The sequence below is a fragment of the Pseudomonas sp. G11-1 genome (assembly GCF_024031555.1).
Classification (GTDB): domain Bacteria; phylum Pseudomonadota; class Gammaproteobacteria; order Pseudomonadales; family Pseudomonadaceae; genus Halopseudomonas; species Halopseudomonas bauzanensis.
In genome coordinates, this window is record NZ_QEYQ01000007.1 from 72419 (window position 1) to 91685 (window position 19267).

33 protein-coding genes are annotated in these 19267 nt (G+C 57.2%); 3 read left to right on the forward strand and 30 right to left on the reverse strand.

Annotated elements, in window-relative coordinates:
- Positions 1 to 10: 10 nt before the first annotated feature.
- Genes DHB74_RS15855 through DHB74_RS15865 form a run of 3 tightly spaced genes read left to right on the forward strand, consistent with a single transcriptional unit; the run spans position 11 to position 2493 of the window.
- Positions 11 to 1015 carry a methionine ABC transporter ATP-binding protein gene (locus DHB74_RS15855; protein ID WP_036993675.1) on the forward strand — a complete coding sequence of 335 codons (1005 nt, stop codon included), beginning with the start codon at positions 11 to 13 and terminating at the stop codon, positions 1013 to 1015.
- Entirely contained in the window at positions 1012 to 1677 is a 666-nt protein-coding gene (locus tag DHB74_RS15860; protein WP_074781300.1) for a methionine ABC transporter permease, read from the forward strand. Before DHB74_RS15855 ends, DHB74_RS15860 begins: the two co-directional genes overlap by 4 nt.
- 42 nt (positions 1678 to 1719) lie before the next feature.
- Positions 1720 to 2493, forward strand: coding sequence for a MetQ/NlpA family ABC transporter substrate-binding protein (locus tag DHB74_RS15865; protein ID WP_074781301.1), 774 nt, complete (start codon positions 1720 to 1722; stop codon positions 2491 to 2493).
- 138 nt (positions 2494 to 2631) lie between these two features.
- On the opposite strand, the gene DHB74_RS15870 is transcribed toward DHB74_RS15865, so the two are convergent.
- From DHB74_RS15870 to tuf, 30 genes are all read right to left on the reverse strand, one after another.
- Positions 2632 to 4092 carry a catalase gene (locus DHB74_RS15870; RefSeq protein WP_036993678.1) on the reverse strand — a complete coding sequence of 487 codons (1461 nt, stop codon included), beginning with the start codon at positions 4090 to 4092 and terminating at the stop codon, positions 2632 to 2634.
- 218 nt (positions 4093 to 4310) lie between these two features.
- The gene (gene rplQ, locus DHB74_RS15875; protein WP_036993680.1) at positions 4311 to 4694 is read right to left on the reverse strand and encodes a 50S ribosomal protein L17; all 384 of its coding nucleotides are present in this window, start codon (positions 4692 to 4694) and stop codon (positions 4311 to 4313) included.
- 25 nt (positions 4695 to 4719) lie between these two features.
- Positions 4720 to 5721: a DNA-directed RNA polymerase subunit alpha gene (locus DHB74_RS15880; RefSeq protein ID WP_036993682.1), complete on the reverse strand. Its 1002-nt coding sequence runs from the start codon at positions 5719 to 5721 to the stop codon at positions 4720 to 4722.
- Between the two features lie 26 nt (positions 5722 to 5747).
- The gene (rpsD, locus tag DHB74_RS15885) at positions 5748 to 6368 is read right to left on the reverse strand and encodes a 30S ribosomal protein S4 (RefSeq protein ID WP_036993684.1); all 621 of its coding nucleotides are present in this window, start codon (positions 6366 to 6368) and stop codon (positions 5748 to 5750) included.
- 15 nt (positions 6369 to 6383) lie between these two features.
- Entirely contained in the window at positions 6384 to 6773 is a 390-nt protein-coding gene (gene rpsK, locus DHB74_RS15890) for a 30S ribosomal protein S11 (protein WP_036993685.1), read from the reverse strand.
- A gap of 20 nt (positions 6774 to 6793) precedes the next feature.
- Entirely contained in the window at positions 6794 to 7150 is a 357-nt protein-coding gene (gene rpsM, locus DHB74_RS15895; RefSeq protein ID WP_036993686.1) for a 30S ribosomal protein S13, read from the reverse strand.
- A gap of 172 nt (positions 7151 to 7322) precedes the next feature.
- Complete coding sequence (rpmJ, locus tag DHB74_RS15900; protein ID WP_074781302.1) at positions 7323 to 7439, reverse strand: 50S ribosomal protein L36; 117 nt, start codon at positions 7437 to 7439, stop codon at positions 7323 to 7325.
- A 24-nt stretch (positions 7440 to 7463) separates the two neighbouring features.
- On the reverse strand, positions 7464 to 8792 hold the full coding sequence (gene secY / locus DHB74_RS15905) for a preprotein translocase subunit SecY (protein WP_036993688.1): 1329 nt from the start codon (positions 8790 to 8792) through the stop codon (positions 7464 to 7466).
- Between the two features lie 7 nt (positions 8793 to 8799).
- Positions 8800 to 9234: a 50S ribosomal protein L15 gene (rplO, locus tag DHB74_RS15910; RefSeq protein WP_036993690.1), complete on the reverse strand. Its 435-nt coding sequence runs from the start codon at positions 9232 to 9234 to the stop codon at positions 8800 to 8802.
- Positions 9235 to 9237: 3 nt separating this feature from the next.
- Positions 9238 to 9420: a 50S ribosomal protein L30 gene (gene rpmD / locus DHB74_RS15915; protein WP_036993692.1), complete on the reverse strand. Its 183-nt coding sequence runs from the start codon at positions 9418 to 9420 to the stop codon at positions 9238 to 9240.
- Positions 9421 to 9426: 6 nt separating this feature from the next.
- On the reverse strand, positions 9427 to 9930 hold the full coding sequence (rpsE, locus tag DHB74_RS15920; RefSeq protein ID WP_036993694.1) for a 30S ribosomal protein S5: 504 nt from the start codon (positions 9928 to 9930) through the stop codon (positions 9427 to 9429).
- Positions 9931 to 9940: 10 nt separating this feature from the next.
- On the reverse strand, positions 9941 to 10291 hold the full coding sequence (rplR, locus tag DHB74_RS15925) for a 50S ribosomal protein L18 (RefSeq protein ID WP_036993696.1): 351 nt from the start codon (positions 10289 to 10291) through the stop codon (positions 9941 to 9943).
- A gap of 10 nt (positions 10292 to 10301) precedes the next feature.
- Positions 10302 to 10832, reverse strand: coding sequence for a 50S ribosomal protein L6 (gene rplF, locus DHB74_RS15930; protein ID WP_036993698.1), 531 nt, complete (start codon positions 10830 to 10832; stop codon positions 10302 to 10304).
- Positions 10833 to 10844: 12 nt separating this feature from the next.
- Positions 10845 to 11237 carry a 30S ribosomal protein S8 gene (gene rpsH, locus DHB74_RS15935; RefSeq protein WP_036993701.1) on the reverse strand — a complete coding sequence of 131 codons (393 nt, stop codon included), beginning with the start codon at positions 11235 to 11237 and terminating at the stop codon, positions 10845 to 10847.
- 39 nt (positions 11238 to 11276) lie between these two features.
- Positions 11277 to 11582 carry a 30S ribosomal protein S14 gene (gene rpsN, locus DHB74_RS15940; RefSeq protein ID WP_036993703.1) on the reverse strand — a complete coding sequence of 102 codons (306 nt, stop codon included), beginning with the start codon at positions 11580 to 11582 and terminating at the stop codon, positions 11277 to 11279.
- Positions 11583 to 11592: 10 nt separating this feature from the next.
- Entirely contained in the window at positions 11593 to 12132 is a 540-nt protein-coding gene (rplE, locus tag DHB74_RS15945) for a 50S ribosomal protein L5 (protein ID WP_036993705.1), read from the reverse strand.
- Positions 12133 to 12149: 17 nt separating this feature from the next.
- Positions 12150 to 12464, reverse strand: a complete 315-nt coding sequence (gene rplX / locus DHB74_RS15950; RefSeq protein WP_036993706.1) for a 50S ribosomal protein L24 — start codon at positions 12462 to 12464, stop codon at positions 12150 to 12152.
- Positions 12465 to 12475: 11 nt separating this feature from the next.
- A complete protein-coding gene (gene rplN / locus DHB74_RS15955) occupies positions 12476 to 12844 on the reverse strand; it encodes a 50S ribosomal protein L14 (protein ID WP_036993708.1) in 369 nt (122 codons plus the stop codon).
- Positions 12845 to 12888: 44 nt separating this feature from the next.
- Complete coding sequence (gene rpsQ / locus DHB74_RS15960; protein ID WP_036993710.1) at positions 12889 to 13152, reverse strand: 30S ribosomal protein S17; 264 nt, start codon at positions 13150 to 13152, stop codon at positions 12889 to 12891.
- 2 nt (positions 13153 to 13154) lie between these two features.
- Positions 13155 to 13346 carry a 50S ribosomal protein L29 gene (rpmC, locus tag DHB74_RS15965; RefSeq protein WP_036993711.1) on the reverse strand — a complete coding sequence of 64 codons (192 nt, stop codon included), beginning with the start codon at positions 13344 to 13346 and terminating at the stop codon, positions 13155 to 13157.
- Positions 13346 to 13759: a 50S ribosomal protein L16 gene (gene rplP, locus DHB74_RS15970; protein ID WP_036993714.1), complete on the reverse strand. Its 414-nt coding sequence runs from the start codon at positions 13757 to 13759 to the stop codon at positions 13346 to 13348. Before rplP ends, rpmC begins: the two co-directional genes overlap by 1 nt.
- An 11-nt stretch (positions 13760 to 13770) precedes the next feature.
- The gene (gene rpsC, locus DHB74_RS15975) at positions 13771 to 14451 is read right to left on the reverse strand and encodes a 30S ribosomal protein S3 (RefSeq protein ID WP_036993716.1); all 681 of its coding nucleotides are present in this window, start codon (positions 14449 to 14451) and stop codon (positions 13771 to 13773) included.
- Positions 14452 to 14462: 11 nt separating this feature from the next.
- Positions 14463 to 14795, reverse strand: coding sequence for a 50S ribosomal protein L22 (gene rplV / locus DHB74_RS15980; protein ID WP_036993718.1), 333 nt, complete (start codon positions 14793 to 14795; stop codon positions 14463 to 14465).
- Positions 14796 to 14807: 12 nt separating this feature from the next.
- A complete protein-coding gene (gene rpsS, locus DHB74_RS15985; protein WP_036993720.1) occupies positions 14808 to 15083 on the reverse strand; it encodes a 30S ribosomal protein S19 in 276 nt (91 codons plus the stop codon).
- 16 nt (positions 15084 to 15099) lie between these two features.
- Positions 15100 to 15924 carry a 50S ribosomal protein L2 gene (gene rplB, locus DHB74_RS15990; protein WP_036993722.1) on the reverse strand — a complete coding sequence of 275 codons (825 nt, stop codon included), beginning with the start codon at positions 15922 to 15924 and terminating at the stop codon, positions 15100 to 15102.
- Positions 15925 to 15938: 14 nt separating this feature from the next.
- Positions 15939 to 16235: a 50S ribosomal protein L23 gene (gene rplW / locus DHB74_RS15995; RefSeq protein ID WP_036993723.1), complete on the reverse strand. Its 297-nt coding sequence runs from the start codon at positions 16233 to 16235 to the stop codon at positions 15939 to 15941.
- Positions 16232 to 16834 carry a 50S ribosomal protein L4 gene (gene rplD / locus DHB74_RS16000; RefSeq protein ID WP_036993726.1) on the reverse strand — a complete coding sequence of 201 codons (603 nt, stop codon included), beginning with the start codon at positions 16832 to 16834 and terminating at the stop codon, positions 16232 to 16234. Before rplD ends, rplW begins: the two co-directional genes overlap by 4 nt.
- Positions 16835 to 16846: 12 nt before the next feature.
- Positions 16847 to 17485, reverse strand: a complete 639-nt coding sequence (gene rplC / locus DHB74_RS16005; RefSeq protein WP_036993727.1) for a 50S ribosomal protein L3 — start codon at positions 17483 to 17485, stop codon at positions 16847 to 16849.
- A gap of 95 nt (positions 17486 to 17580) precedes the next feature.
- Positions 17581 to 17892, reverse strand: coding sequence for a 30S ribosomal protein S10 (gene rpsJ, locus DHB74_RS16010; RefSeq protein WP_028614853.1), 312 nt, complete (start codon positions 17890 to 17892; stop codon positions 17581 to 17583).
- Between the two features lie 154 nt (positions 17893 to 18046).
- Positions 18047 to 19246, reverse strand: coding sequence for an elongation factor Tu (gene tuf, locus DHB74_RS16015; RefSeq protein ID WP_036993729.1), 1200 nt, complete (start codon positions 19244 to 19246; stop codon positions 18047 to 18049).
- Positions 19247 to 19267 lie beyond the last annotated feature (21 nt).

A 19267-nucleotide genomic window follows, 5' to 3' on the forward strand; every position in this document is an offset into this window, starting at 1 on the left:
GAACAGAGACGTGATTGAATTTCAGCAGGTAACCAAGGCCTACCGGGTAGGCAACCAGGACATTCCCGCCCTGCATGCCACCGACCTGAGCATCGAGGCCGGCCAGGTATTCGGCATCATCGGTCATTCCGGCGCGGGCAAGAGCACGCTGTTGCGACTGATCAACCGCCTGGAAGAACCCAGCAACGGTCGCATCATCGTGGCTGGCGAAGATATCACCGCGCTGGATGCCCAGGGCCTGCGGCGTTTCCGCCAGCGGGTGGGCATGATCTTCCAGCATTTCAATCTGCTGTCCTCGGCAACCGTTGCGGATAATGTGGCCTTGCCATTGCGCCTGGCCGGTATTGCCGATCGCCGGCAGGTCGCTGCGCGGGTCAAGTCGTTGCTGGCCCGAGTCGGCCTCAGTGACCATGCCGACAAATATCCGGCGCAGCTGTCCGGTGGCCAGAAGCAGCGGGTCGGCATCGCCCGCGCCCTGGCCACCGAGCCGAGCATTCTGCTGTGCGATGAAGCCACCAGCGCCCTGGACCCGCATACCACCCGGCAGGTGCTGCAGTTGCTGGCGGAAATCAACCAGGAACTGAAGTTGACCATAGTGCTGATCACCCATGAGATGGACGTGATCCGCCGGGTCTGCGATCAGGTAGCGGTCATGGATGGCGGGCACATCGTCGAGCAGGGCAAGGTCAGCGATGTCTTCCTGCATCCCCAGCACCCGACCACCCGCAGCTTCGTTTTCGATGATGAGAGCGATGAAGACCAAGCCGAGGACTTCGCCCACGTGCCGGGCCGCATTCTGCGCCTGACCTTCCTGGGTGAAGCCACCTTCGCTCCCCTGCTCGGCCGGGTAGCCCGGGCCACTGGAGTGGATTACAGCATTCTTGCCGGACGCATCGACCGCATCCGTGATGAACCCTGCGGCCAGCTCACCCTGGCGCTGATTGGCGGCGATGTAGATGCGGCCATGGCGCAACTGAACGCAGCCGAAGTACATGTTGAGGTATTACGCGGATGAGCGAACTGTTCACCAATATCGACTGGTATGACATCTGGATCGCCACCCTGGACACGCTGCTGATGCTCGGCGGCTCGTTGTTCTTCACCGTGCTGTTCGGCCTGCCGCTGGGCATCCTGCTGTTTCTCACCGGCCCGCGGCAGATGTTCCAGCGCAACGGCCTGTATGCAGTGCTGTCACTGGTCGTCAACGCGCTGCGTTCGTTGCCGTTCATCATTCTGCTGATTGTGATGATTCCCGTGACCAAGCTGATCACCGGCACCTCGCTGGGCGTAGCCGGGGCCATCCCGCCGCTGGTCGTGGGCGCCACCCCCTTCTTCGCTCGCCTGGTGGAAACCGCGCTGCGCGAAGTCGACCGCGGCATCATCGAGGCCACCCAATCCATGGGCGCCAGTACCCGACAGATCATTACCCGAGCCCTGCTGCCCGAAGCTCGCCCGGGCATCATCGCGGCGGTCACGGTCATTGCCATTACCCTGGTGTCCTATACTGCGATGGCCGGTGTGGTCGGCGGTGGCGGTCTGGGCGATCTCGCCATCCGCTACGGCTATCAGCGATTCCAGACTGATGTCATGATAGTGACCGTGGTGTTGTTGCTGATCCTGGTGCAGATTCTGCAGAGTGTCGGCGACCGCCTGGTTGTGCACTATTCACGAAAATAAGCAGGACGATAACCTGCACCCCCGTCTATTTCGGAGTTTCCAATGAAGAAGATTCTTGCTGTTCTGGCCCTGTCCACTGCCTTCGGTGCCCATGCGGCAGACAAGCTGAGCATCGCCGCCACTGCCGTTCCCCACGCCGAAATCCTCGAGTTCGTCAAACCCGCGCTGGCCAGTGAAGGCGTTGAGCTCGATATCAAGGTCTTTACGGATTACGTGCAGCCCAACCTGCAGGTTGCCGAAGGCCGTCTGGATGCCAACTTCTTCCAGCACAAGCCCTATCTGGATGAGTTCAACAAGGGCCGTGGCACCGATCTGGTCAGCGTCGCCAACGTGCATGTAGAGCCCTTTGGCATCTACTCCAGCAAGCTGAAATCCCTGGACGAAATCAACGACCGGGCCACCATCGCTATCCCCAACGACGCCACCAATGGCGGCCGCGCGCTGCTGCTGCTGGACAAGGCCGGCGTGATCACCCTGAAGGACAAGAGCAATATCCTCGCCACCCCGCGCGATATTGAAGGCAACCCGAACAAGGTACGCATCCGCGAGCTGGAAGCCGCTACCCTGCCGCGCGTCCTCGATCAGGTGGACCTGGCGCTGATCAATACCAACTACGCTCTGGAAGCCGGCCTGAACCCCACTAGCGATGCACTGGCCATCGAGGGTGACGACTCGCCTTACGCCAATATCCTGGTGACCCGCGCGCAGGATGCCGAGAACGAAGCCGTGCAGAAGCTGGTAAAGGCGCTGCACAGCAACGAAGTGAGAGAGTTCATTGAGGATAAATACCAGGGCGCTGTGGTTCCGGCGTTCTGATCGGACCAGCTAACGGAATACCAGCAGAAGTCGGCCCACAGGGCTGGGCCGACTCCTTCCTTGCATAACCCTTCCTCCAGCTGCAAAAAGCCCGCGACTAATACCTCGTCGCGGGCTACTTTCAACTAGCGGTCGTTATCAGACCGGCACTTCCGACATCGGCACACCCAGCGCTGCTGCAATCCCCTTGCCATAAGCCGGATCGGCCTTGTAGCAGTGGGTGATGTGGCGAATCATGATGTGACGCTCAACCCCATTCATGGCCCGTGCGGTGTTCTGGAACAGCCGCTGCTGCTCTTCAGCCGACATCAGACGGAACAGATTGCCCGGCTGGGTGAAGTAGTCGGCATCGTCAGCGCGGAAATCATAGCGGGCTGCGGCACCTTCCAGCGCCATCGGCGGCTCGCTGAAATCAGGCTGCTCCTGCCATTCGCCGTAGGTGTTCGGCTCGTAATGCAGGCGGCTGCCCTGGTTGCCATCGACCCGCATGGCACCATCACGATGGTAGCTGTGCACCGGGCAACGGGGCGCATTCACCGGGATCTGGTGATGGTTCACGCCCAGCCGGTAGCGCTGCGCATCGCCGTAGGAGAACAGACGGCCCTGCAGCATGCGGTCCGGTGAAAAGCTGATGCCCGGTACCACATTGGCCGGAGTAAAGGCCGCCTGCTCCACATCCTGGAAGTAGTTGTCCGGGTTGCGGTTCAGCTCCATGTAACCCACTTCGATCAGCGGGTAGTCCTGCTTCGACCAGACCTTGGTCAGATCGAACGGGTGGAAGCCGTAGGATGCCGCATCGGTCTCCGGCATGATCTGCACGTACAGGGTCCAGCGCGGGAAGTCGCTGTTCTCGATCGCTTCGTACAGGTCGCGCTGAGAGCTTTCGCGGTCCCCGGCCACCACCGCAGCGGCTTGCTCGTCGGTCAGGTTCTTGATGCCCTGCTGGGTCTTGAAGTGAAATTTGACCCAGTAGCGTTGATTGTCCGCACTGATGAAACTGTAGGTGTGCGAACCAAACAGATGCATATGGCGGTAGCCGGCGGGAATACCGCGGTCACCCATCACATAGGTGATCTGATGCAGTGCTTCAGGCAGACCGGTCCAGAAGTCCCAGTTGTTGTTAGCGTTGCGCATGTTGGTACGCGGGTCGCGCTTGACCGCATGGTTCAGGTCGGGGAATTTCAGCGGGTCGCGGAAGAAGAACACTGGGGTGTTGTTGCCCACCAGGTCCCAGTTACCCTGTTCGGTATAGAACTTCAGCGCCGCGCCGCGGATATCACGCTCGGCATCGGCTGCGCCGCGCTCGCCGGCCACGGTGGAGAAGCGGGCGAACATCGGGGTTTTCTTGCCGACCTCGGCAAAGATCCGCGCTTTGGTGTATTGAGTGATGTCATGGGTCACCACGAACTCACCGAAAGCCCCGGAGCCCTTGGCGTGCATGCGGCGCTCAGGAATCACTTCACGGTCGAAATGTGCCAGTTTTTCCAGAAACCAGACATCCTGCAGCAACATCGGGCCGCGGGGTCCTGCCGTCATCACGTTCTGGTTTTCAGATACCGGTGCACCGGCCACGGTGGTGAGTTTTGGTTTGTCGGTCATAGTGCTCTCTCTCCTGGATCAATTCGGCGGCCAGCGGCTGGAACCGGTGGCGTTGGGGCAATGATAAGGAGCCAGCAGAAATAGAACCAATGAGTTGGCTCAAGCCAAACGATAGGATTTACATATTAACGGTACGGCGTAACTGGCAGGGAAGCCACAGCAAATCGCAGATATAAAAAAACCGGGCCAAAGCCCGGTTTTCTTGAACTACCCGCTACTTACTCTTCGGAAGCAGCAGCCAGCTCAGGGCGGTCAACCAGTTCCACGTAGGCCATGGGTGCCGCATCACCAGCGCGGAAACCGCACTTCAGGATACGTACATAGCCGCCGGGACGGTCTGCGTAGCGCTTGCCCAGGTCGTTGAACAGCTTACCTACAGCTTCTTTGCTGCGGGTGCGGTCAAAGGCCAGACGGCGATTGGCTACGGTATCTTCTTTCGCCAGGGTGATCAGCGGCTCTGCAACACGGCGCAATTCCTTGGCCTTGGGCAGAGTGGTTTTGATCAGTTCATTCTCGAACAGCGACACCGCCATGTTCTGGAACATGGCCTTGCGGTGCGAGCTGGTCCGACTCAGGTGACGACCACTTTTACGATGACGCATCTCTCAATTCCTCGGTGTCAGACGATCAGGCCGTAACCTTGTCGTCCTTCTTCAAGCTTGCAGGCGGCCAGTTGTCCAGACGCATACCCAGTGACAGACCACGCGAAGCCAGAACATCCTTGATTTCAGTCAGGGATTTCTTGCCCAGGTTCGGAGTCTTCAGCAGTTCCACTTCGGTACGCTGGATCAGATCGCCAATATAGTAAATGTTTTCAGCCTTCAGACAGTTGGCCGAACGAACAGTCAGCTCCAGGTCGTCAACCGGGCGCAGCAGGATCGGGTCGATCTCATCTTCCTGCTGTTCCACTACAGGCTCCTGGTCGCCCTTCAGATCAACGAAGGCGGCCAGCTGATGCTGCAGAATGGTCGCGGCGCGACGAATAGCTTCTTCCGGATCCAGCGTACCATTGGTTTCCAGGTCAATGACCAGTTTGTCCAGGTTGGTACGCTGCTCGACCCGAGCGCTCTCGACCACGTACGCCACACGGAGAACCGGGGTGTAGGTAGCATCGAGCTGCAGGCGGCCGATGGAACGGCTTTCGTCTTCGTCCGACTGACGCGCATCGGCAGGCTCATAGCCACGACCACGCGCAACAGTCAACTTCATGTTCAGGACGCCGTTGTCCGACAGCGTGGCGATGTGGTGATCAGGGTTGATGATCTCCACATCGTGGTCCAGCTGAATGTCGCCAGCGGTGACCGCACCCGGGCCCTTCTTGGAGAGGGTCAGGGTGACGTGATCACGACCATGCATCTTGATCGCTACACCTTTCAGGTTGAGCAGGATCTCGATGACATCTTCCTGGACGCCTTCGATGGCGCTGTACTCATGCAAAACGCCATCGATTTCCGCCTCAACCACGGCACAACCGGGCATGGACGAGAGCAGGATGCGACGCAGCGCATTGCCCAGGGTATGACCAAAACCACGTTCCAGCGGCTCAAGAGTGATCTTGGCGCGAGTGGACGAGGTTTCTTGAACGTCGATATGACGTGGTGTAAGAAACTCGGCAACCGAATTTTGCATGAAAGGCACCTTTTGCTGACTATCGCTTACTTGGAGTAAAGCTCGACGATCAAGTTCTCGTTGATGTCGGCGTACAGATCACTCCGTGCGGGCAGGCTCTTGAAGACACCTTCCTTCTTGGCAGCGTCTACTTCCAGCCATTCTGCCTGGCCGCGTTGGGCAGCCAGATCCAGCGAGCCGTTGATGCGCAGCTGGTTCTTGGCCTTCTCACGAACGGCAACCACATCACCCGGGGAAACCAGGTAGGACGCAATGTTCACGGTCTTGCCGTTGACACTGATGGCCTTGTGGGAAACCAACTGACGAGCTTCGGCACGTGTTGCGCCAAAACCCATACGGTATACAACGTTATCCAGACGACGCTCGAGCAGTTGCAGCAGGTTCTCGCCGGTAGCACCCTTCAGACGGGCAGCTTCCTTGTAGTAGTTGCTGAACTGACGCTCGAGTACACCGTAGATACGACGAACTTTTTGCTTCTCGCGCAATTGAGTGCCGTACTCGGAGAGACGGCCGCGACGCTGACCATGCACGCCAGGAGGACTCTCCAGCTTGCACTTGGAATCAAGAGCGCGTACGCCGCTCTTGAGGAACAGATCAGTGCCTTCGCGACGAGACAGCTTACATTTGGGACCAATATATCTAGCCATTTAACCGTCTCCTGATTACACGCGGCGCTTCTTGGGCGGGCGACAACCGTTATGTGGGATGGGGGTGACATCGGTGATGCCGCTGATCTTGTAACCACAAGAGTTCAGCGCGCGTATCGCGGACTCACGACCCGGGCCGGGGCCCTTCACATTAACGTCGAGGTTCTTCAAACCATATTCCAGAGCCGCCTGACCAGCACGCTCGGCCGCTACCTGAGCAGCGAACGGGGTGCTTTTACGCGAACCACGGAAACCGGAACCACCGGAAGTCGCCCAGCTCAGAGCGTTGCCCTGGCGGTCGGTAATGGTGATGATGGTGTTGTTGAAAGACGCGTGGACGTGGGCGATACCATCAACCACCGTCTTTTTGACTTTTTTACGAACACGAGCAGCAGGCTTAGCCATATCTGTATATTCCTTCGCGATTACTTACGGATCGGCTTGCGCGGACCCTTACGGGTACGAGCGTTGGTCTTGGTGCGCTGGCCGCGGACCGGAAGGCCACGACGATGACGCAGACCACGATAGCAGCCAAGATCCATGAGACGCTTGACGTTCATGTTGATCGCGCGGCGCAGGTCACCTTCGGTGTTACTCTTGGCAACCTCGTTACGCAGCAGATCAATCTGCTCCTCGCTCAGATCCTTGATTTTTGCACTGGGCTCAATGCCAGTGGCGGCACAGATCTGCTGTGCCTTGGTTTGACCGATACCAAAGATATAGGTCAGAGAGATAACAGTATGCTTGTTATCCGGGATGTTGACGCCTGCAATACGGGCCATCCAAATTACTCCGTCTGACAGCTACCTGACTCAACCCAAACGTAACAAGGTTGCGTGAAAAAGGGTGCAGTAGGGTAGCGCTAACATATAAAAAAATCAACCACCCGACCAATTAACTGGCCGGGCGGCGGTTATCCTGAGACGTAGTCTTCAATCAGAGCAGGTTGAGTAATCAACCCTGGCGCTGTTTGTGACGAGGCTCAGCACTGCAGATGACCCGTACGCTGCCGTTGCGACGGATGACCTTGCAGTTACGGCAAAGCTTCTTGACTGATGCTGCAACTTTCATAACGTTCTCCAGAATCCTGAAATATCAGCGCAGCATGCCGCTGCCGTAGCCTTTCAGGTTCGATTTCTTCAAAAGAGACTCATACTGCTGAGAAACGAGGTGCGATTGTACTTGGGACATGAAGTCCATAACAACCACAACAACGATCAACAGCGAAGTCCCACCCAGATAGAACGGCACGTTGGCCGAGACTACCAGGAACTGCGGCAGCAGGCAGACCGCAGTCATGTACAGGGCTCCGAACATGGTCAGGCGGGTCAGTACGCCGTCGATATAACGAGCGGACTGTTCACCCGGGCGGATACCCGGAATGAAAGCACCAGACTTCTTCAGATTGTCAGCCACATCCTTGGGGTTGAACATCAGCGCTGTATAGAAGAAGCAGAAGAAAATGATCCCTGCACTGAACAGAATGATGTTCAACGGCTGACCCGGGGCAATAGCCTGGGACAGGCTTTGCAGCCAACCCATGCCCTCACCCTGGCCGAACCAGGTCCCCAGCGAAGCCGGAAACAACAGGATGCTGCTGGCGAAAATCGCTGGAATCACCCCAGCCATATTCACCTTCAACGGCAAGTGGCTGGTCTGGGCAGCGAACACCTTGCGGCCCTGCTGCCGCTTGGCGTAGTTCACAGTGATGCGCCGCTGACCACGCTCGACGAAGATCACGAACGCGATCATGGCAACCGCCAGCAAGGCGATGGTAATCAGCGCGAAGATGTTGATATCGCCCTGACGTGCCGCCTCGAAGGACTGCCCTATTGCGCCGGGCAAACCAGCAACGATACCGGCGAAGATCAGCATGGAGATACCATTGCCGACGCCTCGCTCGGTGATCTGCTCACCCAGCCACATCATGAACATCGCACCCGCCACGAAGGTAGTGACCGCTATGAAATAGAAGCCAAAACCGGTAGCGAAGGCCACGCCCTGGCTGGACAGGCCAACCGACATCCCCACCGCCTGAATCAAGGCCAGTACCAGCGTCAGATAACGCGTGTACTGACTGATCTTGCGGCGTCCGGACTCACCTTCCTTCTTCAACTGCTCCAGCGTTGGGCTCACCGCCGTCATCAACTGCATGATGATCGATGCAGAGATATACGGCATGATCCCCAGAGCGAAGATACTCATCCGCTCCAGGGCACCACCGGAAAACATGTTGAACAGGCTAAGAATGGTCCCCTCATTCTGTCTGAACATATCTGCCAGACGATCAGGGTTGATACCGGGCACCGGTATATGGGCACCGATTCGGTAAACGATGATCGCCAGGAACAGGAAGCGCAGGCGCCCCCATAGTTCCGTCAGGCCGCCTTGATTCATTCCAGAGAGAGCGCCTTGCTTAGCCATGTAGTCCTTATTCCTCGATCTTGCCGCCAGCTGCTTCGATCGCTGCACGGGCACCCTTGGTAGCTTTCAGACCTTTGATGGTAACCGCTTTGGTTACATCACCGGACAGAACTACCTTGGCGCGTACAAACTTGTCACCAATGATATTGGCGTCTTTCAGCGCTTGCAGGTCGATAACATCGACATCCAGCTTGTTCAGCTCGCTGGTGCGAATTTCAGCGGTCACCATCGCGATCTTGGAAGTGAAGCCGAACTTCGGCAGACGACGGTGCAACGGCTGTTGACCACCCTCGAAACCGGGAGCGACCTTACCGCCGGAGCGCGAAGTCAAACCTTTGTGGCCGCGACCGGCAGTCTTGCCCAGGCCGCTACCGATACCGCGACCGACGCGCAGCTTTTCAGGGCGTGCACCCGGCGCGGAACGCAGATCATTCAGTTTCATGTCTTAACCCTCAACCCGGACCATGTAGGAGACCCTGTTGATCATCCCACGTACAGCCGGAGTATCTTCGACTTCGACGGTATGACCGATGCGGCGCAGGCCCAGGCCCTTTACGGAAGCCTTGTGGCTCGGCAGACGCCCGATCACGCTCTTGAACAGGGTTACTTTGATTTTTGCATTAGCCATGCCAGCTTACCCCACGATGTCTTCAACGGTCTTGCCACGCTTGGCCGCCACAGAATCGGGAGACTGCATAGACTTCAGACCCTTGTAGGTAGCCTGAACGACGTTGACCGGGTTGGTGGAACCGTAACATTTGGCCAGTACGTTATGGATGCCAGCGGCTTCCAGAACGGCGCGCATAGCGCCACCGGCGATAACGCCAGTACCTTCGGAGGCCGGCATCATGAATACCTTGGAGGCACCATGGGCAGCCCGCAGGGGATACTGAATGGTGGTGCCATTCAGATCCACCTGGATCATGTTACGACGTGCGGCTTCCATGGCCTTCTGGATAGCGGCAGGCACTTCACGCGCCTTGCCACGACCGAAGCCCACGCGACCATTGCCATCGCCGACTACTGTCAGCGCTGTGAAGGCAAAGATCCGACCGCCCTTAACTACTTTGGCGACGCGGTTAACCTGAACCAGTTTCTCGATGTAACCTTCGTCACGCTTTTGATCGAAATTAGCCATAGCTCTACCCTTAGAATTCCAGCCCGCCTTCACGAGCGGCGTCGGCCAGCGCTTTCACGCGGCCATGATACTTGAAGCCGGAACGGTCGAAGGAGACCTGAGTTACACCGGCGGCCTTGGCACGTTCGGCGACCAGAAGACCTACCTGTTTGGCGGCTTCGATGTTGCCGGTACTGCCACTGCGCAAGTTTGCGTCAAGGGTGGAGGCACTGGCCAGAACCTTGGAACCGTCGGCCGAGATCACTTGTGCGTACATGTGCTGCGAAGAACGGTACACGCACAGACGTACGGCTTCGAGCTCGCGCAGTTTCAGACGCGAACGACGAGCGCGACGGAGACGAATAACTTTTTTATCGCTCATTTTCTATGCCCTACTTCTTCTTGGCTTCTTTACGACGCACGACCTCATCGGCGTAGCGAACACCCTTGCCCTTATAGGGTTCGGGACGACGGAAATCACGAATTTCCGCGGCTACCTGACCGACCAGTTGCTTGTCGATGCCTTTGATGACGATGTCAGTCTGGCTGGGGGTTTCAACCGAAACACCCTCGGGCAGCTGATAGTCGATTGGGTGGGAGAAACCCAGGGCCAGGGACAGAACCTGTCCTTTAGCCTGAGCCCGGTATCCTACACCAACCAGCTGCAGCTTGCGCTCGAAACCTTGGCTGACGCCGACAACCATGTTGTTGACCAGTGCACGAGTGGTGCCGGCCATGGCTGCATTGACACTGCCAGGACGAGGAGCGAAACGCAGTACGCCCTCTTCCTGGGTTACTTCAACGGCCGGATGCATGCTCAGTGCGAGGGCGCCCTTCGGGCCCTTGACGGAGACATCCTGACCATCAATCTTGACTTCTACACCCTGCGGCAAAGTGACAGGGTTCTTAGCGACGCGAGACATCGTAACCCCCTATCAGAATACGGTGCAGAGCACTTCACCGCCGATACCGGCAGCGCGAGCAGCGCGATCAGTCATAACACCTTTGTTGGTGGAGACGATCGAGACACCCAGTCCACCCTTGACCTTGGGAAGCTGGTCAACGGACTTGTACTGACGCAGGCCGGGACGGCTGATGCGCTTCATTTCTTCGATTACCGGCTTGCCTTCGAAGTACTTGAGCTCGATCGACAGCACAGGCTTGGCATCGCCCTGCACTTCGTAACCAGCTACATAGCCTTCTTCTTTAAGTACTTTGGCGACAGCCACCTTCAGCTTTGCCGAAGGCATGCTGACACTGGACTTTTCAGCCATCTGGGCATTACGGATACGGGTTAGCATATCGGCTAACGGGTCCTGCATACTCATGGGCTTTGTGCTCCTGAAACTGAGTAATTAAGGTCTTGTTTACCAGCTGGCCTTGACCAGACCGGGTACATCACCGCGCATGGCAGCTTCGCGCAGCTTGATGCGCGAGAGACCGAACTTGCGGTATACACCGTGTGGGCGGCCAGTCACGCGGCAGCGGTTACGCTGACGCACGGGGCTCGCATCACGCGGCAGTTTCTGCAGGGCAACCTGGGCATTCCAACGATCTTCAACAGATGCATTGACGTTGCCGACGGTGGCCTTGAGTTCAGCACGCTTGGCAGCGTACTTGGCAACCAGGCGAGCCCGTTTGGCCTCGCGGTTCTTCATGCTGATTTTAGCCATTGCCTGACTCCTAGTTGCGGAACGGGAAGTTGAACGCACGCAGCAGCGCGCGGCCTTCGTCGTCAGTCCGGGCGGTAGTGGTCAGGGTGATGTCCAGACCACGCAGAGCATCGATCTTGTCGTAATCGATTTCCGGGAAGATGATCTGCTCTTTCACACCCATGCTGTAGTTGCCGCGACCATCAAAGGACTTGGCATTCAGACCACGGAAGTCACGTACGCGCGGCAGCGAGATCGACAGCAGACGATCCAGGAACTCATACATCTGTTCACGACGCAGCGTCACCTTGACACCGATCGGCCAGCCGTCACGAATCTTGAAGCCGGCAATCGACTTGCGGGAGTAGGTCACGATGCCTTTACGGCCAGTGATCTTTTCCAGGTCAGCCAATGCGTTCTCAATGACTTTCTTGTCACCTACTGCTTCACCAAGGCCCATGTTCAGGGTGATCTTGGTGATCTTCGGCACTTCCATCACGTTCTGCAGGCCCAGGTCTTCCTTGAGCTGCGGAACCAGGGTAGTCCGGTAATGTTCTTTCAATCTTGCCATGGTAAGCACCTAGATTCTCAAGCGTCGACCGCTTTTTGGGTCGACTTGAAAATACGAACCTTCTTACCGTCTTCGACCTTGAAGCCGATACGGTCGGCTTTGCTGGTCTCAGGGTTGAAGATAGCCACGTTGGAGACGTGGATTGGCGCCTCCTTTTCAACAATACCGCCCTGCACACCAGCCATAGGGTTCGGCTTGGTAGCACGCTTGATAATGTTGACACCAGCAATGACCAGGCGGTCGTCAGCCAGGACCTTACGGACCTTGCCACGCTTGCCTTTGTCTTTTCCGGCGATGACGATTACGTCGTCGTCACGTTTGATCTTTTGCATGACCGGGCTCCTTACAGCACTTCGGGCGCGAGGGAAACGATCTTCATGAACTGCTCGTTACGCAGTTCACGCGTCACTGGCCCAAAGATGCGGGTACCGATCGGCTCATTTTTGTTGTTGAGCAGAACGGCTGCGTTGCCATCGAAACGGATCAGCGAACCGTCGGTACGGCGAACGCCGTGACGGGTACGCACGATGACCGCAGTCAGCACCTGGCCTTTCTTTACTTTGCCGCGCGGAATCGCTTCCTTCACGGTCACTTTGATGATATCGCCAATGCCGGCGTAGCGACGGTGAGAACCGCCCAGAACCTTGATGCACATAACGCGGCGTGCACCACTGTTGTCAGCCACATCCAGCATGGATTGAGTCTGAATCATAACTTTCTCCGACCCTTAAATAATCCGCTATAACAGCGCGGGGCTTAAACTTGCGCCGCGCGCTCGTCGATCTGTACCAGGGTCCAGCTCTTGGTTTTAGCCAAGGGACGGGTTTCCCGGATAGTGACCAGATCGCCGATGCGGCATTCGTTGTTCTCATCATGCGCATGCAGCTTGGTAGAGCGGCGTACGTACTTGCCGTACAGCGGGTGCTTTACCTGACGCTCGATGAGCACAGTAACGGTTTTGTCCATCTTGTCGCTGACCACACGGCCAGTAACGGTACTAACTGTAGTGTTCTCGGCCATGATCAGTTACCACCTTTCTGATTGAGCACGGTCTTGACTCGAGCGATGTCACGCTTGGTCTGCTTGAGCAGATGACTCTGACCGAGTTGACCGGTTGCCTTCTGCATGCGCAGATTGAACTGGTCGCGCAGCAGGGTGAGCAGCTGCTCGTTCAGCTGCTCGGCAGATTTTTCACGAAGTTCTGTCGCTTTCATCACATCACCGTCCGCTTAACAAAGGTGGTTGCGAGGGGCAGCTTGGCAGCGGCCAGGGCAAAAGCCTCACGCGCCAGCTCTTCGGAAACACCTTCAATCTCATACAGGACCTTGCCCGGCTGAATCTGGGCTACCCAGTATTCGACGTTACCCTTACCTTTACCCATCCGCACTTCGAGAGGCTTCTTGGAGATCGGCTTGTCAGGGAAGACACGGATCCAGATTTTACCGCCACGCTTGACGTGACGAGTCAGAGCACGACGTGCCGCTTCAATCTGACGGGCGGTCAAACGACCACGGCTGACGGATTTGAGTGCGTATTCGCCAAAGCTCACTTTACTGCCGCGATGTGCCAGGCCACGGTTGTGACCGGTCATTTGCTTGCGGAACTTCGTACGCTTGGGTTGTAACATGTGCGTACCCCTTACTTAGCAGCTTTTTTCTTGGTCGCGACGGTTTTGATTTCTTCAGGCTGACCACCAATGATCTCGCCTTTGAAAATCCAAACCTTCACACCGATCACACCGTAAGTGGTGTGGGCTTCAGCCGTTGCGTAGTCGATGTCGGCACGCAGAGTGTGCAGCGGCACACGGCCTTCACGGTACCATTCGGTACGGGCGATCTCGGCGCCGCCGAGACGGCCGCTAACCTGGATCTTGATACCCTTGGCACCAATACGCATGGCGTTCTGTACAGCACGCTTCATCGCACGACGGAACATGACGCGACGCTCGAGCTGCTGGGCAACGCTCTGGGCCACCAGGGCACCGTCGAGTTCCGGCTTGCGGATCTCTTCGATGTTGATGTGCACCGGAACGCCCATCTGGCTGGTCAGTTCCTGACGCAGCTTCTCGACGTCTTCACCCTTCTTGCCAATCACGATGCCGGGACGGGCAGTGTGAATGGTGATGCGGGCTGTCTGGGCCGGGCGCTGAATATCAACGCGGCTGACGGAAGCGCTTTTCAATTTGTCCTGAATGTACGCGCGTACTTTCAGGTCCGTGTTCAGATAGTCCGCATAAGTGCGGCCGTCTGCATACCACACCGAAGTGTGCTGTTTTACGATACCGAGGCGAATGCCTGTCGGATGTACTTTCTGACCCATGTGATCGACTCCTACTTGTCAGCAACCTTGACCGTGATATGGCAAGACCGCTTGATGATGCGATCAGCACGGCCTTTGGCACGTGGCATGATGCGCTTCAGAGAGCGACCTTCGTTGACAAACACGGTGGAGACCTTGAGGTCATCCACGTCTGCGCCATCATTGTGCTCAGCGTTGGCAATGGCCGACTCCAGCACTTTCTTGATGACATCAGCGGCCTTCTTGTTGCTGAAAGTCAGCAGATTCAGGGCCTCATCCACCTTCTTCCCGCGGATCTGATCGGCGACCAAGCGAGCTTTCTGGGCAGAGAGTCGGGCGCCCTTAACGGTAGCGGCTACTTCCATCTTTCTAACCCCTTAGCGCTTGGCTTTCTTGTCTGCCGCATGACCGCGATAGGTACGCGTGGCAGAGAATTCGCCCAATTTGTGGCCGACCATGTCTTCGGTAACGATGACCGGGACATGTTGACGACCGTTGTGTACTGCGATGGTCAAACCAACCATCTGCGGCAGAACCATCGAACGGCGCGACCAGGTTTTAACCGGCTTGCGATCGTTCTTTTCTGCTGCAACTTCGACCTTCTTCAACAGGTGAAGATCGATAAAAGGACCTTTCTTCAGAGAACGCGGCACGTCGTTTCCCCTCTAATTACTTGCTGCGACGACGGACAATCATATTGTCAGTGCGCTTGTTGGACCGAGTCTTAGCACCCTTGGTGGGGAAGCCCCACGGCGACACCGGATGACGACCACCAGAAGTACGCCCTTCACCACCACCATGCGGGTGATCAACCGGGTTCATGGCAACACCACGAACGGTCGGACGCACACCGCGCCAGCGAGTGGCACCGGCCTTACCCAGGGAGCGCAGGCTGTGCTCACCGTTGGACACTTCGCCCAAGGTGGCGCGGCATTCGCCGAGAACCTTGCGCATTTCGCCGGAACGCAGGCGAACGGTGACATAGGCGCCTTCACGGGCAACCAGCTGTACGGAGGCACCAGCACTGCGGGCAACCTGAGCACCCTTGCCGGGCTTCAGTTCGATCGCGTGGATGGTGCTACCCACCGGAATGTTGCGCAGCGGCAGGCAGTTGCCAGCCTTGATCGGCGCGTCGGCACCCGACACCAGCTGATCGCCAGCAGTCACACCCTTGGGAGCGATGATGTAGCGACGCTCGCCGTCGGCGTACTTCAGCAGAGCAATGTGAGCGGTACGGTTCGGATCGTATTCGATACGCTCAACGGTGGCGGGAATGCCATCCTTGTTGCGACGAAAATCGACCAGACGATAGTGCTGCTTATGACCGCCCCCACGATGACGCGTGGTGATGCGACCATTGTTGTTACGTCCGCCGGACTTGCCTTGCTTCTCGAGCAGGGGCGCATAAGGAGCACCCTTGTGCAGGTCCGAGCTAACGACCTTTACGACGAAGCGGCGGCCAGCGGAAGTAGGTTTACATTTAACAATTGCCATGATGTACCCCTTTCTTATTCAGCGCTGGCGAAGTCGATGTCCTGACCGGGCTCAAGGCTGACATAGGCCTTCTTCCAGTCATTACGCTTGCCCAGGCCGCGAACGGTTCGCTTGGTCTTGCCTTTGACATTCAAGGTCGACACACGGTCTACCTTGACGTTGAACAGCTGTTCAACGGCTTTCTTGATTTCCAGCTTGGTCGCAGTGGTATCCACTTTGAACACGATCTGGCTATTGGTCTCAGCCAGCACGGTAGCCTTCTCGGATACATGCGGGCCAAGCAGTACTTTGAAAATGCGCTCTTGGTTCATCCCAGCATCTCCTCGAACTTCTTAACAGCAGGTACGGTGATCAGTACCTTGTCGTAAGCGATCAGGCTGACCGGGTCAGAACCCTGCACATCACGTACGTCGACATGCGGCAGGTTGCGCGCAGCCAGGTACAGGTTGGTGTCCAGGCTGTCAGTGACGATCAGCACTTTCTCCAGATTCAGATCCTTGAGCTTGCCTACCAGCGCCTTGGTCTTGGGAGCTTCAACAGAGAAGCTTTCGACCACGACCAGGCGATCCAGGCGAACCAGCTCGGAGAGGATCGAGCGCATGGCGCCACGGTACATCTTCCGGTTCAGCTTCTGCTCATGATCACGCGGACGAGCTGCAAAAGTGGTACCGCCCCCGCGCCAGATCGGGCTGCGGATGGTGCCGGCACGTGCACGGCCGGTACCCTTCTGACGCCAGGGCTTCTTGCCGCCACCGGACACTTCAGAACGGGTCTTCTGCTGCTTGGTGCCCTGACGACCGCCAGCCATGTAGGCGACAACGGCCTGGTGTACCAGGGTCTCGTTAAACTCGGTTGCAAAGGCCAGATCGGATACTTCGATCGCGCTTGCACCAGCTACATTCAGATTCATGCTAACTCCCCCTTAACCCTTGGCCTTGACTGCCGGGCGGACAACTACGTCGCTGCCAGGCGCGCCGGGCACTGCACCCTTGATGAGCAGCAGATTACGTTCGGCGTCAACGCGTACGATTTCCAGGGTCTGCACAGTCACTTGCTCAGCGCCCATGTGACCGGACATCTTCTTGCCCTTGAATACGCGACCCGGGGTCTGGCACTGGCCAATGGAACCTGGAACACGGTGGGATACGGAGTTGCCGTGAGTGGCATCCTGTCCGCGGAAGTTCCAGCGCTTGATGGTACCGGCAAAGCCCTTACCTTTGGACTGACCGGTAACGTCTACTTTCTGGCCCGCTTCGAAAATGCTTACGGTGATTTCTGCACCAGCTTCGAACTCAGCGCCGTCTTCCAGGCGGAATTCGCATACGCTGCGACCTGCAGCAGTATTCGCTTTGGCAAAATGCCCAGCCATCGGCTTGCTGACGCGACTGGCGCGACGCTCACCCACGGTGATTTGAATAGCTTGATAGCCGTCCGAATCAAGGGACTTTACTTGAGTGATACGGTTAGGTTCGACTTCAACCACCGTAACAGGAATGGAAATACCATCTTCAGTGAAAACGCGGGTCATACCGCATTTCCGGCCGACTACACCAATAGTCATGTTGTAAACCTCATGAGTGCACGGGGCTATTTACCCGCTATGGCCGCCCATTTCAGGGCGTTACACGGCTGGATAGCCCCCGTCGTGTGGGGCTATCAGCCGAGGCTGATCTGAACCTCAACGCCAGCTGCAAGGTCCAGTTTCATCAGCGCATCGACAGTCTTGTCGGTAGGCTGAACGATATCCAGCACCCGCTTATGGGTACGGATTTCATATTGATCCCGGGCATCTTTGTTGACGTGCGGAGAAACCAGCACGGTAAAACGCTCTTTGCGTGTCGGCAAAGGTATCGGACCACGCACCTGAGCCCCAGTACGTTTCGCGGTATCCACGATTTCCTGGGTTGATTGATCTATCAGGCGATGGTCAAAAGCCTTCAACCGAATACGAATCTGTTGGTTCTGCATTTGACCAGAAACTCCAAGCTTCTATTCTTCCGAGCACACCCGGACCGGGCACGCCCATCAAGGGAGGCGCAATTCTACTGATGCGCCAGTCCAGTGTCAACCATAATACAAAAGCCCCCGATCTCTCGGGGGCTTCTGCGTATGGCTCAAATCATCAAGCGATGATCTTGGCAACCACGCCGGCACCAACGGTACGACCACCTTCGCGAATCGCGAAGCGCAGGCCGTCTTCCATGGCGATCGGAGCGATCAGGGTAACAACCAGCTTCACGTTGTCGCCCGGCATAACCATTTCCACGCCTTCCGGCAGTTCGCAGGAACCAGTCACGTCAGTTGTACGGAAGTAGAACTGCGGACGGTAGCCCTTGAAGAACGGAGTGTGACGGCCGCCTTCATCCTTGCCCAGCACGTACACTTCAGCTTCGAACTGAGTGTGCGGCTTGATGGTGCCCGGCTTGGCCAGAACCTGACCACGCTCAACGTCTTCACGCTTGGTACCACGCAGCAGAACACCAACGTTCTCACCAGCACGACCTTCGTCGAGCAGCTTGCGGAACATCTCAACACCAGTACAAGTGGTCTTGACGGTGTCTTTGATACCAACGATCTCGACTTCTTCCTGAACGCGAACGATACCGCGCTCAACACGACCAGTCACAACAGTACCGCGACCGGAAATGGAGAATACGTCTTCGATCGGCATCAGGAACGGCTTGTCGATAGCACGCTCAGGCTCGGGAATGTAGCTGTCCAGAGTCTCGACCAGAGTCTTGACGGCGGTAGTACCCATGCCGTTGTCGTCCTGACCGTTCAGTGCCATCAGCGCGGAACCGATGATGATCGGAGTGTCGTCGCCAGGGAAGTCGTAGGTGCTCAGCAGATCACGCACTTCCATCTCGACCAGTTCCAGCAGCTCTTCATCATCAACCATGTCAGCCTTGTTCAGGAACACGACGATGTAAGGAACGCCAACCTGGCGGGACAGCAGGATGTGCTCGCGAGTCTGCGGCATGGGGCCGTCAGCAGCGGAGCAAACCAGGATAGCGCCATCCATCTGGGCAGCACCGGTGATCATGTTCTTCACATAGTCAGCGTGACCGGGGCAGTCAACGTGCGCGTAGTGACGGATCGGGGAATCATACTCAACGTGGGACGTGTTGATGGTGATACCACGAGCCTTTTCTTCCGGCGCGTTGTCGATCTGATCGTAGCCCTTGGAGGTGCCACCGCTGCCGAATACTTCGGCGCAAACGCGGGTCAGAGCAGCGGTCAGAGTGGTTTTGCCATGGTCAACGTGACCGATGGTTCCCACGTTCAGGTGCGGTTTACTGCGTTCAAACTTTTCTTTTGCCACGATTAGTAACCTCTTCAATTA